The following is a 15,930-nucleotide window of genomic DNA, read 5'->3' on the forward strand; positions in this document are numbered from 1 at the left end:
TAGATATGAAGTGGAGAAGTAATAGAAGAAGTACAAATGTAGACGATAGAAGAGGTGCTTCTTCCGGTAGAAGTTCCGGTGGCGGATTAAACCCAATGCTAATAGGTTTGCTATTAAAATTAGTTACTTCTAAAAAAGGGTTAATTATTGTGGCAATAGTTGCAGGTGTAATGTATTTTACAGGCAATAATCCTCTAAACTTTTTAACCGGAAATACCAATAATCAAATACAAAATACTACTTATAAAGGTTCTGCTAAAGAAAATGAATTAGCTGCATTTAGTAATCGTGTTTTAAGAAGTACAGAAGACGTTTGGAATAAAATTATTCCGAATTACAAAGAGCCTACACTAGTGCTTTTTACAGGTTCGGTAACTTCTGCTTGTGGTGGTGCATCTAGTGCAACTGGTCCTTTTTATTGCCCTGGTGATGATAAATTATACATCGATTTAAGTTTTTTTGAAGAAATGGCAAGAAAACTAAATGCGCCTGGAGATTTTGCACAAGCTTATGTAATTGCGCATGAAGTTGGGCATCATATTCAGAACTTAACTGGTATGAATAGAAAAGTACAATCGATGCGAGGTAAAATTAGCCAAACAGAATACAATAAACTTTCTGTAATGCTAGAATTACAAGCAGACTTTTATGCTGGCGTTTGGGCACATCATGCTAAAAACATGGATTTGATTTTAGACGCCGGAGATTTAAAAGAAGCCTTAAACGCTGCACATGCAATTGGAGACGATCGTTTACAAAAACAATCTACAGGTAGAGTTGTACCAGATTCTTTTACACATGGTACTTCTGCACAAAGAATGCGTTGGTTTAAAAAAGGTTTTGAAACTGGCGATGTAAACCAAGGTGATACTTTTAACGCTCGTTCTTTATAATTACAATATGTTTACTATTAGAAAAGCGACCAGCAAAGACGTTAAAAAATTAACCGAAGTTGGTAAAAAAGCCTTTTATTTACCGCATAAAGATGCAATACCTAAGCATATAATGGATGTGTATCTTAAAGAGAATTTTAATGAAGAAAACATTCTTAAAGAAATAAACAATAAAAATTTCGAATATCGTTTGCTATGTGTTGATGATACTTTAGCCGGATTTTCGAAAATTATTTTGAATCAGAAAAATGAGCATATCAATCTAGAAAACGTCACCAAAATGGAACGTTTGTATTTAGTAGAAGATTTTTTTGGTAAAGGTTTAGGAAAAGAACTCTTTAAATACAATCTAGATTTTATTCAAAAAGAAAATCAGAAAGGAATTTGGCTTTACGTTTGGATTAAAAACTTTAGAGCCATCGATTTTTATAAAAAAGTAGGATTTAAAAAAATTGCTTCTTATGATTTTCCGATATCAGCCACAGAAACTAGACCTAACTATTTATTATTTCTAGAATTTTAAAAACGTTAATCTTACAGTTATTTGCGTTCAATTATACTTTTAATTTACAATATCTTTGATATATAAATCTAAACGTTATGAACAAAACAGCATTAATTACAGGAGCAAGTAGCGGAATCGGAAAAGAATTTGCAAAAATTCATGCAAAAACTGGTGGCAATTTAGTTATTGTTGCTAGAAGTAAAGATAAACTATTAGCTTTAAAAGAAGCGTTAGAAAAAGAATATAAAATACACGTATCTGTTATAGAGAAAGATTTAACAGAAAAGGATGCTGCAAAAGAGGTTTTCAATTTTGTAAAGTATAGCAAAATAGAAATCGACTATTTAATTAACAATGCGGGTTTTGGTGGAATTGGTAAATTTCATGAAAGAAAGTTAGAAGAAGACCTAAACATGATTCAATTAAACGTTGTTGCACTTACGGCATTAACAAGATTGTTTTTACCAACTTTTGTAGAAAAAAATAGCGGTAAAATATTAAATGTATCTTCTACTGCTAGTTTAATGGCAGGTCCTTTGCAAGCTGTGTATTTTGCAACAAAGGCTTATGTAACTTCTTTTAGCAATGCTATTGCAGAAGAATTATCAGAAACAAACGTAACCGTTACCACATTAATGCCAGGTGCTACAGAAACCGATTTTGGTAAAACTTCGGTATGGATAAAACTTCTCTATTTAAAAATACTGCAGATGCAAATTCTGTTGCTAAAGATGGTTATAATGCAATGCTTAATGGAGATTTAGATGTAATATCCGGCGTAAGTTTATCTCAAAAATTAATGCTAAAAGCAATACCTATAACACCCAAAAAAGTGCTGTTAAAACAAGTAAAAAAATGCAAAATCCTAATTCATAAAAAACAATTAGAGACTAATATATCAAAAAGCAACTACACTATTTTTTGTAAAAAAATGAAGTAGTTGTTTTTTATTTAAAACATTAATCGTAATATTGCAATAAACAAATACGAATGGGATTAACGAAGTCAGAAATATTTACAGAACAACAAAATGAAATTGCTGCCATTGCCAAAGTATTAGGGCATCCGGCAAGAATTGCCATTCTAGAACATATTATAAAACTAAATACTTGTGTTTGCGGAGACTTGGTAAAAGAAATAGGACTCGCACAACCTACAATTTCACAACATTTAAAAGAATTGAAAAAAGTAGGTATTATAAAAGGTACTATAGAAGGTACAAGTGTTTGCTATTGCATAAATGAAGATAATTGGAATAGAATTACATCTATATTAAATCAATTTTTAAATAAAACGCCAACCAACAACTGTTGTTAATCTTAAGTCTAATGGAAAAAAAGTGTACGATAAAATAGAAAATACTATTTTAAACTTAAATGTAGAAACCATTTCTACGGATAGAAAAAATGTTTTACAACCGCTTATAGATTTTGTACAAAGTAAAGTTACTGCTAATAAAGATGCGAATATTAACTTTATATGTACACACAATTCTAGAAGAAGCCATTTAACGCAAATATGGGCACAAACACTTGCCAACTATTTTAATTTTAAAAATGTTACCACTTATTACGGTGGTACAGAGGCTACAGCAATGTTTCCTATGGTTGCAGAAACTTTAAAAAATACAGGTTTCGAAATTTTAGAATTGTCTGAAAGTAAAAACCCTGTATATGCAATAAAGTTTAACGACAACACAAATCCTATAATTGGTTTTTCTAAAAAATACGATGCAAAATTTAATCCTGCTTCGGTTTTGCAGCAATCATGACGTGTTCTCAAGCAGATGGTGGTTGTCCTTTTATTGCTGGTGCAGAAAAAAGAATACCAATTACTTACGATGACCCAAAAATGTTTGACAATACACCTCAGCAAGCAGAAAAATACCAAGAAAGAAGTTTACAAATAGCAACAGAAATGTTCTATATATTTTCTAACATAAAAAAGTAACCTTATGAAATTATCAGAAATTAAAAATCACTTAAAAGGTTTAGAAACCATAGGTTTTATATTACCTAACGGAGAGTTGGTAGCAAGTCATTTTCACGTTACAGAAGTTGGTAAAATCACCAAAGATTTTATTGATTGTGGTGGCAAGGTTAGAAATGAAACAGTTATCAATTTTCAATTGTGGGAAGAGAATGATTACGACCATAGATTGCATCCGAGAGAAATTGATAAATATTATTGAGTTGTCAGAAAAAAAGTTTCAGTTTGATGATTTAGAAATCGAAGTTGAATATCAAGGTAAAGAAACTATTGGTAAGTACGGATTGGATTTTGACGGAACAAACTTTTTGTTAACATCTAAAGTTACCGCTTGTTTAGCCCCAGATGCTTGCGGGATAACACCTTCGAAACCAAAATTGCAATTTTCAGAATTAAATAGCGGTGTAACAAGTTGCAGTCCTAACTCCGGTTGTTGTTAATCAATACCTTTAAAAAGCAAAAAAACTGTTATCTAACATAGATAACAGTTTTTTTTATTTCATAATATCGACTATAACAAATCGTCTGAATCTACGTCTTTCGAGTTTTCAGAATAAGTCCTCCATTTTTCTAAACACTCTGTAATATCCGAAGGTATTTCAGAATTAAACTGCATAAACTCGCCCGTAGTTGGGTGTGTAAAACCTAAGGTTTTTGCGTGCAATGCTTGTCTTGGTAATACTTGAAAACAGTTATTTACAAATTGTTTGTATTTTGTAAAAGTGGTTCCTTTTAAAATAGCATTACCACCGTAACGTTCGTCGTTAAAAAGTGTATGCCCAATATGCTTAAAATGTGCTCTAATTTGGTGCGTTCTACCTGTTTCTAATTTACATTGTACTAAGGTTACGTAGGTAAGTCTTTCTAAAACTTTAAAATGAGTAACAGCGTGTTTACCAAATTCCCCATCAGGAAAAACAGCCATTTGCAATCGGTTTTTTAAACTTCTACCAATATTGCCTTCAATTCTTCCTTCATCTTCATCTATATTACCCCAAACTAAGGCATAATATAAACGTTCTGTTGTTCTGTCATAAAATTGTTTAGATAAATGCGCCATTGCAAATTCTGTCTTTGCAACCACCAACAAACCACTAGTATCTTTATCTATTCGATGCACCAAACCTGGTCTTTCGTTAGAGTTGGTTGGTAAATTTTCTATATGATGAATTAGACCGTTTACCAAAGTACCGAATAATTACCATGCCCAGGATGCACAACCATACCTGCGGGTTTATTTACTACAATAACAGCATCATCTTCATACACAATATCGATAGGAATATCTTCTGCTACCAAAAGATTTTCTGCTGGCGGATACGCCAACACAACACGAACTACATCGTGTGGTTTTACTTTATGATTCGATTTTACAGCAACATCATTTACCAAAACATTACCTGCTTTTGCCGCTTGTTGTACTTTGTTACGTGTAGCATTTTCAATAAAATTCATTAAAAACTTATCTACTCTTAAAGGTACTTGCCCTTCACTAGCAGTAAACCTATGGTGCTCGTACAACTCTTCTTTTTCTAAATCTTGATTTTGATTTTCTTGCAAACCGATTTTCTTTATTTCTAATTAATTACTTACTACTCGCAATACAACAATAAAAAGTAAATTAATTACCGTTACCGTCTCCTAACACTAAATCTACAATAGAGTTTAAAGGCAGTTTATCGCCTTCATTTAAAACTTTTCCTTTGTAGCGCAAACCTCTAACAACATCTTTACCAATATCATTTACATACGTATAGTTTGTACCAACAATTAAGCCCATTGCTCTTAATTGAGAAGATGCTTGTCTTTTGGTTCTACCGTTTAAATTCTGAATAGTAACATCTCTGTATTTAGACGGATTTAAGGTTAAATAGATTTTACGTTTTTCTTTTACAAAATCACCTGCTAAAGGTGTTTGTTCGATTACAGATTTTTTTGGATAATCTGGATTAAAGCTAGCACTATCTATAATTTTATAAGTTAAATCTAATTCGGTTAACTTTCTTTCTACCTCATCTAAAGAGAGTTTTTGTAAATCTGGAACCTGTATTTTTTGGTTATGATTGGTGGTAACACCTAACCAAAATTTTAGTGCAAAAACAAACACCAATAAACCGATAACTACAATAGCTATTTGTACAAAAAAAGTTTTACTTTTTAAAAACTGAATTAAACTCATAATCATTTTTTTAATCACGCAAAGATATAAAAACTAAACGTTGCTATTTCTATTTATATTTTGATAAATTTGTTTTATTATTTTTTATAAAATGAAGCAAAATATTGCCATAGTAATGGGTGGTTATTCATCTGAAGTTCACATTTCTTTAAAAAGCGGAAATGTAGTTTATAACCATCTAAACAAAGACAAGTACAATGTCTATAGAGTCCTTATTTTAAAAGAAAAATGGGTTGTATTAGATCATAATGAGAAAGAATACCCAATAGATAAAAACGATTTTTCTTTTATTTATAACAATGCTAAAGTTACTTTTGATTGTGTTTTTAATGCCATACATGGTGCTCCCGGAGAAAACGGACAACTGTTAGCGTATTTCAACCTTATCAATATAAAGCACACCTCTGCCCCATTTTATCAAATGGCTTTAACTTTTAATAAAAGAGATACGTTAAGTGCGGTAAAAGCTTATGGCATTCAAACAGCAACATCTATTTACATCAATAAAGGCGATTTTATAGATATCGACGCTATTGTAAAAAAAGTAGGTTTGCCTTGTTTTATCAAACCAAACAATGCAGGTTCTAGCTACGGTATTTCTAAAGCGCATACAAAAGAGGCCATTTTACCTGCCATAGAAACTGCTTTTAAAGAAGATTCAGAAATTTTAATCGAGTCTTTTTTAGATGGTACAGAAGTTTCTGTTGGTGTTATTCAATACCAAGGTAAAGTTAGAGTGTTACCAATTACAGAGATTGTTTCTGAAAACGATTTTTCGATTACGAAGCAAAGTACCAAGGCAAGTCGCAAGAGATTACGCCGGCAAGAATTTCTTCTATACAAGAAGCAAAAGTAATAGCAGTTGCCAAAAAAGTATATACCATTTTAAACATGCGTGGTTTTTCTAGATCTGAATACATTTTTGTAAACGACGAACCTTACTTTTTAGAAATGAATACTGTACCAGGATTAACAGAAGAAAGCATATTACCACAACAAGCACAAGCTGCAGGCATTACTTTAGCTGCATTATTTGAAAATGCCATAACTACTGCTTTAAACAACTAAAAAATGCCACAGTTATACTGTAGCTAATTTAAAATATTAAACATGAAAAGAGCAATTTTTCCGGGATCTTTTGACCCAATTACACTAGGCCATTTCGATATTATCGAAAGAGGTGTTACCCTTTTTGATGAATTGATTATTGCCATTGGTGTAAATGCCGATAAAAAATATATGTTTTCGTTAGAAGAACGTAAAAACTTTATTGAAGAATGTTTTAAAGACAATCCAAAAATAAAAGTAGTGACCTACAAAGGTTTAACAGTCGATTTTTGCGAGCAAAATGATGTTGATTTTATATTAAGAGGTTTAAGAAATCCGGCAGATTTCGAATTCGAAAAAGCCATTGCACACACCAATAGAGATTTAGCAGCTATAGAAACAGTGTTTTTATTAACTGCGGCTAGCACTTCTTATATTTCTTCTTCTATTGTAAGAGATGTAATTAGAAATAATGGTGATTACACCAAATTAGTTCCGAAACCTGTTAGAGTAAAACAATAAACTACCATGAAAAAACTACTACTATTTGTCTTAACTCTTTTTATAATTTCTTGTAATAAAGATGCAAAAGATACCATCGATTTTACAACTCAATTCGAAAAATCCAAAGGTAAAGAAACTCCGAATACAAAGATGTAATTTCTTATTATGAAAATTTAGCAGATGCTTATTCAGAAATTTCTGTATTTACCTTCGGACAAACAGATGCAGGTGAACCCTTACATTTAGTTACTTACAATAGAGAAGGTATTTATAATGTTGATGAAATTACCAATTCTTCTAAAAACAGAATTCTGATAAACAATGGTATTCATCCAGGAGAATCAGACGGAATTGATGCATCGATGATGCTTCTAAGAGACATCGTTCAAAATGATTCTTTGCAAAAAAAATACGAAAACTCAATAATCGCTGTAATACCGGTTTATAATGTTGGTGGTTCTTTAAATAGAAATTCGCACACAAGAACCAATCAAAATGGTCCTGTAGCCTATGGTTTTAGGGGCAATGCTAGAAACTTCGATTTAAATAGAGACTTTATAAAACAAGACACTAAAAATGCGGCGGCTTTTGCAGAAATTTTTCATACGGTAAATCCTGATGTTTTTATAGACAACCACGTTAGCAACGGTGCAGATTATCAATATGCAATAACACACTTATTTACGCAGCACAATAAATTAGGCGGAAAACTGGGGCGCTTTTTAGAAGCTACCATGAGACCAGAAATAGAACAATCCTTAGAAGAAAAAAACATTATTATTACGCCATATGTAAATGTTTGGGGTAATACGCCGAAGCAGGTTTTTCTCAATTTTTCGATTCGCCAAGATACTCTACAGGCTACACAACTTTATTTCATACCCTGGGTTTAATGGTAGAAACACATATGCTAAAACCTTATAAAATAAGAGTAGAACAAACCTATGAATTAATGCTTTCTGCTTTTGATTTTACTGAGAAAAATTCAGTAAAAATTAAAGAATTAAGAGCAAATGCTTTAGAAGAAATTCTTGCTAAAAAAACATATCCTATTGCATTTGGTGTAGATGTTAACAATCCTACAACACTAAATTTTAAAGGGTACGAAGCAAGCTATATAGATAGTAAAGTTACAACAGGTAAAAGGTTGTTTTATGACACAACCAAACCTTTCGAAAAAGAAACAAAATACTATAACAACTTTAACATCAAAAAAGAAATCAACATACCAAATGCCTACATTTTAAAACAAGGTTGGCATAAAGTTGTAGATCGATTAGAAAATAATGCAATAGAGTTTTCTCGTTTTAAAAACGATACAACAATTACTGTAGAGGTTTCTCATATTAAAGATTTTAAAAGTAGAAACGCTCCATACGAAGGACATTATTTACATTATGGTACAGAAACTATAAAAACCGTAAAAGAAGTAAAATTTAGTGCTGGCGATATATTTATTCCTACAAACCAAAACGGCCTTCGATATATTATAGAAACTTTAGAAGCAGAAGCAACAGATTCGTTTTTTAATTGGAACTTTTTTGATACAATTCTTCAACAAAAAGAAGGGTATTCTGCTTATGTTTTTGAGGATATTGCAGAAAAATATCTTGCAGAAAATTCTAAATTAAAACAAGAACTAGAAGAAAAAATGAATACTGATGAAACATTTGCAAAAGACCCAAGAGCTCAATTAAACTTTATTCATAAAAACTCACCACATTACGAACCAGCGCATTTACTATTACCTGTTTTTAAGCTTTATTAAACTATGAAAAATTTGTATGTATTCTTCTGTTTTTTGCTATTGTTGGTTGCAAAACTTCTAAATTAAAAAATAATAAGAATTTAGATTTCTATGTTGGTACTTTTACAGATAAAGAAAGCAAAGGTATTTATAAATACAGTTTAACAAATACCGGTAAATTAACAAGCTTGGGCTTGGTAGCAGCAGTTAAAAACCCTAATTTTATTACAAAATCGAAAGACAATAAAACATTGTTTGCTGTTGGCGAAACCACAAAAGAAGGTAAAGGTGTTATTAGATCTTACAACATTAAAGAAAGCTCTTTAGAATTTATAAATAGTGCAGAAACTGGCGGAGCAGTTCCTTGTTACGTAACAGCCAATCATCAAAACTATATTTTAACAGCCAATTATGTGGGTGGCAATGTTGGTTTGTTAAGTTTTAAAGATTACGGCCAGTTAAATCCGCTACACTATGTGCAACAACACACCGGTAAAGGATCTACAAATAGACAGAAAAAACCACATGCACATTCTGTTTGGTTTCATCCAACTAAAAACGAAGTTATTTCTGCAAACCTTGGCACAAATGAGTTGTGGTTTTCTAAAATAGATAAAGCACAAAATAAACTTATGTACACCCATCAGAAAAAATTAAAAATGGCTGTAGGTGCAGGACCTAGACATTTAGTGTTTCATCCCAACAATAAATGGTTTTATGTTTTAAACGAATTAAATAATACTGTTTCTCTTATCAAAGAAAAAAACAATATGTATTATGTAGATTTCTCTATAAGTACTTTGCCAAAAGATTTTAAAGCCTTTAGCAAAGCTGCAGATATTCATATTTCTAAAGATGGTAAATTTTTATATGCCTCTAATCGCGGGCACGAATCTATTGTTATTTATAACGTAAATTCTAAAAACGGAAAATTAAATGTTATAGATTATCAAAATGTTTTAGGAGAACATCCAAGAAACTTTTCTTTATCTCCGGACAACAAGTACTTATTAGTTGCCAATCAAGACACTAATACCATCATTTCTTTTAAGCGAAATACAGCCAATGGTAAATTAACTTTTACAGATAAAATTACTGCACCAACCCCTGTTTGCATTTTATTTTAAAATATAGTTTGGTTTATGTAACTTGTAGACTTAAAACTTCTACAAGTGAATATCAATATATCTATAAACGGAAAACCGCATACTATAAACACGCAAGAAGATACGCCACTTCTTTGGGCAATTAGAGACATTGTTGGCTTAACAGGTACTAAGTTTGGTTGCGGTGTTAGCCAATGCGGTGCTTGTTCTGTACTATTAGATGGTAAATTAACCAAATCTTGCAGTGTACCGGTTTCTTACGCTCTAGACAAACAAGTGTTTACAATCGAAGGGAGTTCTAAAAATCTAGAAATCTTAAGACAAACTTGGTCAGAAAATAATGTACCGCAATGTGGCTATTGCCAATCAGGGCAATTAATTGCAGCTACTGCTCTACTCGATACTATTACAAACCCTACAGACCAAGATATAGACAAAGCCATGAGCGGTAATATTTGTAGATGTGGCACTTATACTCGAATTAAAAAAGCGATACACCAAGCAGTAGCTCTTAAAAACAAAGCAGATGAGTAACATACAAAAAATAGATAGAAGAAATTTTGTAAAACTATTTGGTTTGGCCTCCGGCGGAATAATTTTAGGATGCACAGCTACTACAGTAGAAAAAAATTTAAACCAGCTATCGATTCAGATTTTTTTGAGCCGAATTTATTTGTACAAATTGATACATCCGGTACTGTTACTTTAATTGCTTCTAGATCTGAAATGGGACAAGGAATAAGAACTTCTTTAGCATCTGCAATTGCTGATGAGTTGGAAGCAGATTGGCAATACGTAAAAGTAAAACAAGCCACAGGACATGAAAAATACGGAAACCGAACACTGATGGTTCTAGAAGTGTAAGAACAAGATTAGAACCTATGCGTAAAATGGGTGCCGCAGCAAAAATGATGCTAATATCTGCCGCAGCCCAAAAATGGAACATCGCTGAAAAAGATTGTAAAGCAGAAAATCATTTTATTGTAAATACCTTAAATAATGACAAGTTATTTTATGGTGATTTGGTGGCATTGGCCTCAGAACTTGAAGTACCTAATCAGACAAAAATTGAATTAAAAAAAGTAGCCGATTTTAAATATATTGGTAAAACCTTAAAAAGCGTAGATTTAAAAGAATTTACCACCGGAACCGCTACTTATGGTATCGATATACGAATACCCAATATGCAATTTGCAGCCGTTGCCGGATGTCCGGTAGCTTTTGGTTCTGTAAAAAGTTTCAAAAAAATAAGGCAGCACAAGTTTCGGGTGTTTCACAGATTATAGAATTACAAAGACTTACTCCACCTATTGGTAAGTTTTTTGGTATGTTAGGTGGTGTTGCGGTAGTTGCCAATACTACTTGGGCGGCTTTTCAAGGAAAATTAGCTTTAGATATCGATTGGAATCTAGGAGAAAATGTTTCTTTTGATACAGAAAAATTTAAACAAACACTTACAGAACGTGTGGGCAAAAGAGGTAAATTGGTACCTGGTGGCAACGGAAACGTAAATAGTGCATTTAAACAAGCCAACCAAATCGTAGAAGCTACTTATCATGTGCCTTTTTTAGCACATGCACCTATGGAGGTACCCAATGCCACCGCATGGTTTCAAAAAGATAAAATTGAAGTTTGGGCACCTGTGCAAGACCCACAAACTGCTAGAAGTGAATTAGCTCACTTTTTTAAAATTCCGATTGAAAACATCACCATTCATGTTACTTTTTTAGGTGGCGGTTTTGGGAGAAAATCAAAATCTGACTTTGTAGTGGAAGCCGTTGCTATTTCAAAAAAATAAATGCACCTGTACAAGTTGTATGGACTCGTGAAGACGACATACAACACAGTTTTTATCACGCAACAAGTGCACAATATTTAAAAGGAAGTTTAGACAAACAAGGCAATGTAACCGGCTGGTTGCAAAGAGTTGGGTTTCCTTCTATTGTTTCTTCTTTCAAACCTTTGTCTGATTATGCCTCTGGTTTCGAACTTGGTCAAGGTTTTACCAAACCCATATATCAACTACCAAATTTTAGATTAGAAAATGTAAAAGCCGAAGCAAATCTTAGAATTGGTTGGTTGCGTTCTGTAGTGCACATACATAGTGGCTTTGGTAACAACTCTTTTGTAGACGAATTGGCTTATGCTGCAAAAAAAGATCCGGTACAGTTTCATTTAGATTTATTAAAAAAAGAAACGAATAATGTAAAATTAGTGCCATTGCAATTTAATAGCAACAGAATGATGGACGTATTAAATCAAACTGCTAAAATGGCCAATTGGGGTAAAAACTTCCTAAAAACCACGGGTTGGGTGTTGCCATACATTATAGTTTTTACAGTTATGTTGCCACAATTGTAGAGGTTTCTGTTATTGATAAAAAAGTAAAATTAGAAAACGTATTTACCACAATAGATTGTGGTTTGGCTTTAAATAAAGACAATATAAAAAATCAATTAGAAGGTGCAACTATGTTTGGCATGTCTTTAGCTATGCATGGTAAAATTTCGACTAAAGATGGTGCTGTAGAACAACACAATTTTTTCGATTACCAAATGGCGCGTATGCAAGATGCCCCCAATATAAACATTCATATTATGGACAAAATGCACGAACCACCAACAGGAGTTGGCGAACCTGGTGTACCTGTAATGGCACCTGCTATTTGCAACGCTATTTTTAATGCTACTGGGCAACGTGTAAGAAGTTTGCCTTTAACAGATGTAGGCTTTTTATAAACAATTATAATGTTTTTAAAAGTAGTTTCTTTTTAAAATCTTTAAATTTCCATGAAAAAAAACCATCTTAAAAAGGACTTTTTAAGTTTTAAAAACGTATATTGTAAAATGTGCATACACACCTATAAAACAAGGACATACAAGCAACTCTTGTAAAAAACTACAATTTCCTAAAATTTATACTAGTATAATTACAAAAATATACTAGTATATTTTCAAATATATTCTACAACTTTTACAAACAAGCTCCTGTGCGATGTAACAATTGCTCAGTAGCTATGTAGCATTAGCTACTGAGCTGTGTAGTGATTGGTGCCTGATTAGTTCTATTACTCCTTTATTTTTTCATAAATTCGTTCGAATAATTCTATCTTATATATGTTAACAATGAAGAAAACACTGCAAGTTACTTGTGCAATCATTTTATTTGACGAAAAAGTTTTAGCAGTTCAAAGAAGTAAAACAATGAACTCCTCTTTAAAGCAGGAAATTTATGTTGAATCAATTTAATACAGAAAAATTTAATAAGCGATAGGTTTTCCATATTTTTGGACTATTTTTGTCCTAAAACAAGATATTAAATATGACAGTAACTTTTGGAGAGTATATAAAAAAACGAAGAACGGAACTTGGATTTACGCTAAAAAAAGTAGCTTCACATTTAGATATAGATACTTCAACATTAGGTAAAATAGAGCGTGAAGAAAGAAATATATCAGAAAACCTTCTTAGTCCTCTTGCCGAAATATTAGAAACTGAGCAGAGGAGTATACTAAATTACTACTATTCCTCCAAAGTAACACAAGAAATTAAAAACTACTCTCATTATAAAGATGTCTTAAACATTGTAGAAGAACAATTAGAACTCCATTTTACTGAAACAAATCACGAGGAAAATTGGACAGAGAAAGAATTCTCTAATCCAAAAGCTAAAATTAGAGTAGCTACAATGTTTTCAGGAATCGGGGCAATCGAATATTCCTTTAAAAGATTAAAATTAGATTCTGAAATTATTTTCGCTAGTGACATTGATAAATACGCTAAAAAAAGTTATTTTGCTAATTATAAAATAGAGGAAGAGAATTGGTATGATGATGTTAAAAAAATAAAAGGAAAAAAATATAAAGGAAAAGTAGACTTGTTAGTTGGAGGAAGTCCATGTCAATCATTTTCAATGGTTGGAAAACGTAAAGGTTTTAAAGATACTAGAGGAACTCTTTTTTATGAATTTGCAAGAGTTGTAAAAGAAAGTCAACCTAAGATTTTTATTTTTGAAAATGTTAAAGGTCTAATTAATCACGATAGTGGCAATACATTTGAAACAATAAAAGCTACTTTTGATGAATTAGGTTATAAATATTATTACCAAGTTTTAAATTCAAAAAACTATGGAGTACCACAGCACAGAGAGAGAATATTTGTCATTGGTTTCAAAGACAAAAAAATAAAATTTGATTTCCCAAAACCTATTAAGCTTGAATATAAAATGCAAGATTTTCTTGAAGATTATACAGATAGTAAATATTATTTAAAAGAAAAAGGTGTCAAATTTGTAACAAGTTCTAAAAACAGAAAAAAGATACACCCAAATAAATGGTGAAATAGCTATCTGCCAAAAAGCAAATCAACAATTTAATTGGCATGGAGATTTTATCTTTGAAAGTCAAGAAAAACCAGAATTTAATGAACTAGTTTTTGACGTAAATGAAGTTGAAGAAAAATATTACCTTCTTGAAAAGACAAAAAAATATGTTCTCACTGAAGGAACTAAAAATTTCAAAACATCTATTAAAACCGATTTAGAGGTTGCAAGACCGTTACTACAATCAATGCATAAAATGCATAGAGCTGGTGTTGACAATTATGTAACACACAATAAAGGAAGAATACGCAAACTAACTCCAAAGGAATGCTTAAGATTAATGGGATTTAGAGATGACTTTAAGCAAGAAGTTAGTGATACTCAAATGTATAGACAAGCAGGTAATAGTATTGTTGTCGATGTATTAATTGCATTATTAAAACAAATGGATATAACTAAATTTGGAATATAAATAAAATCTACAAAGAATCAACACCTATAATGGAAAATCTACAAAAAATAAAAATTGAAAGTCAAGAGTACTATATCATAGATTCTATCCAAGATTTTAGAGCTGAAGATAGTTTTATCCACAGAAAAAATAAGCTAGCACAATTCAAAGGAAACGGAGAATCAAAAAAACATGTTGGAACCTATAATGGAGAGAAAGGAGAAAGAATGTCAAATTTTTTCAATTATTCAACTTGGGGGAAAGAACATTATGACTCAGAAAAAAAGAAAGACCTTTGAGTCGGCTAAAGAAAGTGGAGCATTAATAAGTGAAAACAGGTGTTTTTTTAGTAAAACAAATTTTCAAAAATATTTAGGAGATGCTAAAACAGAATATTTTGCTCAAGAACAACATTACCATAATAATATTAACGAATACTATAACCAAAGATTAGAAGAAGTAAACAATCTGAAAAATAATCAAATATTCTTTAGTGTTTACGATGCTTCCGACAACCTTTCCCAAAGACAAAATAGAGGCTATATTCGTTCTGATGATTCTATATGGAAATTATGGAGAGAATTAATATTACCAAGCATTAGCTATCTATCAATTTTAAAATTAGTACCAGTAAACAACAAAAGCGCAGTACCTTTATTTTACTTTAGAATACTGCTAGATTATCAATTTAGATCTTTTATACACCCTAAATCTATAGATAAAGAAGAAAACCTAGAAAAAGAAAAAACTGAAAAAGACATTATAAAAAAACGAACGCACAGAATAGGTTCTGAAAAATATAGACGTGAAGTAATCAATTATATGCCACAATGCCCCTTTACAAAAATAACAGATGAGCGATTATTAATTGCAAGTCATATAAAACCTTACAGCATTTGCATTAAAAATCATGAAAATGAGCAAGCATTGGATTACCTTAATGGCCTAGCTTTATCTCCAACTTATGACAAATTATTTGACCAAGGATATATAACTTTTACTAATAGTGGAGAATTAGTATGCGGTACACAGTTAAGTTCTTATACTTGGGAGAAACTTAATATTAATCCAAATGCCAAAAATAAAATGAGAATATTCCCTGAGGATAGAGAAATATATTTAGATTACCATAGGAATTATGTGTTTCAGGACGATATAAATGATTTAATTTAAAACTAAATTACATTTT

The 15,930-nt window shown here is 31.5% G+C and carries 17 protein-coding genes and 5 pseudogenes; 20 read left to right on the top strand and 2 right to left on the bottom strand.

Annotated features, from left to right (window positions below):
• The first annotated feature begins 5 nt into the window (after window positions 1-5).
• The 6 genes and pseudogenes from ypfJ (at window position 6) to ACZ1HD_RS11300 (ending at window position 3,827) form a co-directional block, all read left to right on the top strand.
• The gene (gene ypfJ, locus ACZ1HD_RS11275) at window positions 6-893 is read left to right on the top strand and encodes a KPN_02809 family neutral zinc metallopeptidase (RefSeq protein ID WP_472687472.1); all 888 of its coding nucleotides are present in this window, start codon (window positions 6-8) and stop codon (window positions 891-893) included.
• A gap of 7 nt (window positions 894-900) precedes the next feature.
• On the top strand, window positions 901-1,416 hold the full coding sequence (locus tag ACZ1HD_RS11280) for a GNAT family N-acetyltransferase (protein ID WP_472687473.1): 516 nt from the start codon (window positions 901-903) through the stop codon (window positions 1,414-1,416).
• 77 nt (window positions 1,417-1,493) lie between these two features.
• Complete coding sequence (locus tag ACZ1HD_RS11285) at window positions 1,494-2,162, top strand: SDR family NAD(P)-dependent oxidoreductase (RefSeq protein WP_472687474.1); 669 nt, start codon at window positions 1,494-1,496, stop codon at window positions 2,160-2,162.
• A 226-nt stretch (window positions 2,163-2,388) separates the two neighbouring features.
• Complete coding sequence (locus ACZ1HD_RS11290; RefSeq protein WP_079736963.1) at window positions 2,389-2,715, top strand: ArsR/SmtB family transcription factor; 327 nt, start codon at window positions 2,389-2,391, stop codon at window positions 2,713-2,715.
• Between the two features lie 22 nt (window positions 2,716-2,737).
• A pseudogene (locus ACZ1HD_RS11295) lies at window positions 2,738-3,348 on the top strand (arsenate-mycothiol transferase ArsC).
• Window positions 3,349-3,352: 4 nt separating this feature from the next.
• A pseudogene (locus ACZ1HD_RS11300) lies at window positions 3,353-3,827 on the top strand (DUF6428 family protein).
• Window positions 3,828-3,898: 71 nt separating this feature from the next.
• On the opposite strand, the pseudogene ACZ1HD_RS11305 reads toward ACZ1HD_RS11300, so the two are convergent.
• Both ACZ1HD_RS11305 and ACZ1HD_RS11310 read right to left on the bottom strand, forming a co-directional pair.
• Window positions 3,899-4,947: pseudogene (locus ACZ1HD_RS11305) on the bottom strand (RluA family pseudouridine synthase).
• Between the two features lie 61 nt (window positions 4,948-5,008).
• Window positions 5,009-5,566 carry a PASTA domain-containing protein gene (locus ACZ1HD_RS11310; protein ID WP_340933163.1) on the bottom strand — a complete coding sequence of 186 codons (558 nt, stop codon included), beginning with the start codon at window positions 5,564-5,566 and terminating at the stop codon, window positions 5,009-5,011.
• Window positions 5,567-5,657: 91 nt separating this feature from the next.
• Between ACZ1HD_RS11310 and ACZ1HD_RS11315 the strand changes: the two are divergent.
• The 14 genes and pseudogenes from ACZ1HD_RS11315 (at window position 5,658) to ACZ1HD_RS11380 (ending at window position 15,914) form a co-directional block, all read left to right on the top strand.
• Window positions 5,658-6,634 (top strand): annotated as a pseudogene (locus ACZ1HD_RS11315) (D-alanine--D-alanine ligase).
• Between the two features lie 42 nt (window positions 6,635-6,676).
• Window positions 6,677-7,135, top strand: a complete 459-nt coding sequence (gene coaD, locus ACZ1HD_RS11320) for a pantetheine-phosphate adenylyltransferase (protein ID WP_079736968.1) — start codon at window positions 6,677-6,679, stop codon at window positions 7,133-7,135.
• Between the two features lie 6 nt (window positions 7,136-7,141).
• Window positions 7,142-8,885 (top strand): annotated as a pseudogene (locus ACZ1HD_RS11325) (M14 family metallopeptidase).
• Between the two features lie 38 nt (window positions 8,886-8,923).
• Window positions 8,924-9,991, top strand: coding sequence for a lactonase family protein (locus ACZ1HD_RS11330; protein WP_472689341.1), 1,068 nt, complete (start codon window positions 8,924-8,926; stop codon window positions 9,989-9,991).
• A gap of 45 nt (window positions 9,992-10,036) precedes the next feature.
• Window positions 10,037-10,504, top strand: coding sequence for a (2Fe-2S)-binding protein (locus tag ACZ1HD_RS11335; protein WP_472687475.1), 468 nt, complete (start codon window positions 10,037-10,039; stop codon window positions 10,502-10,504).
• Between the two features lie 69 nt (window positions 10,505-10,573).
• Complete coding sequence (locus ACZ1HD_RS11340) at window positions 10,574-10,834, top strand: molybdopterin cofactor-binding domain-containing protein (RefSeq protein ID WP_472687476.1); 261 nt, start codon at window positions 10,574-10,576, stop codon at window positions 10,832-10,834.
• A 17-nt stretch (window positions 10,835-10,851) separates the two neighbouring features.
• The gene (locus tag ACZ1HD_RS11345; protein ID WP_472687477.1) at window positions 10,852-11,256 is read left to right on the top strand and encodes a hypothetical protein; all 405 of its coding nucleotides are present in this window, start codon (window positions 10,852-10,854) and stop codon (window positions 11,254-11,256) included.
• Window positions 11,178-11,768, top strand: a complete 591-nt coding sequence (locus ACZ1HD_RS11350; RefSeq protein ID WP_472687478.1) for a molybdopterin cofactor-binding domain-containing protein — start codon at window positions 11,178-11,180, stop codon at window positions 11,766-11,768. The genes ACZ1HD_RS11345 and ACZ1HD_RS11350 overlap by 79 nt, the downstream gene beginning before the upstream one ends.
• Window positions 11,769-11,887: 119 nt before the next feature.
• Window positions 11,888-12,331, top strand: coding sequence for a hypothetical protein (locus ACZ1HD_RS11355; RefSeq protein WP_472687479.1), 444 nt, complete (start codon window positions 11,888-11,890; stop codon window positions 12,329-12,331).
• Window positions 12,280-12,708, top strand: coding sequence for a molybdopterin cofactor-binding domain-containing protein (locus tag ACZ1HD_RS11360; protein WP_472687480.1), 429 nt, complete (start codon window positions 12,280-12,282; stop codon window positions 12,706-12,708). Before ACZ1HD_RS11355 ends, ACZ1HD_RS11360 begins: the two co-directional genes overlap by 52 nt.
• Window positions 12,709-13,291: 583 nt before the next feature.
• Window positions 13,292-14,308 carry a DNA (cytosine-5-)-methyltransferase gene (gene dcm, locus ACZ1HD_RS11365; RefSeq protein ID WP_472687481.1) on the top strand — a complete coding sequence of 339 codons (1,017 nt, stop codon included), beginning with the start codon at window positions 13,292-13,294 and terminating at the stop codon, window positions 14,306-14,308.
• A 52-nt stretch (window positions 14,309-14,360) separates the two neighbouring features.
• Window positions 14,361-14,762 (top strand): DNA cytosine methyltransferase, encoded by a 402-nt coding sequence (locus ACZ1HD_RS11370; protein WP_472689342.1) that lies wholly within the window; start codon window positions 14,361-14,363, stop codon window positions 14,760-14,762.
• A gap of 29 nt (window positions 14,763-14,791) precedes the next feature.
• Window positions 14,792-15,040, top strand: a complete 249-nt coding sequence (locus tag ACZ1HD_RS11375; protein ID WP_472687482.1) for a hypothetical protein — start codon at window positions 14,792-14,794, stop codon at window positions 15,038-15,040.
• Window positions 15,012-15,914, top strand: a complete 903-nt coding sequence (locus tag ACZ1HD_RS11380) for an HNH endonuclease (protein ID WP_472687483.1) — start codon at window positions 15,012-15,014, stop codon at window positions 15,912-15,914. Before ACZ1HD_RS11375 ends, ACZ1HD_RS11380 begins: the two co-directional genes overlap by 29 nt.
• Window positions 15,915-15,930 lie beyond the last annotated feature (16 nt).

The organism is Polaribacter sp. HA6-7 (assembly GCF_055693625.1).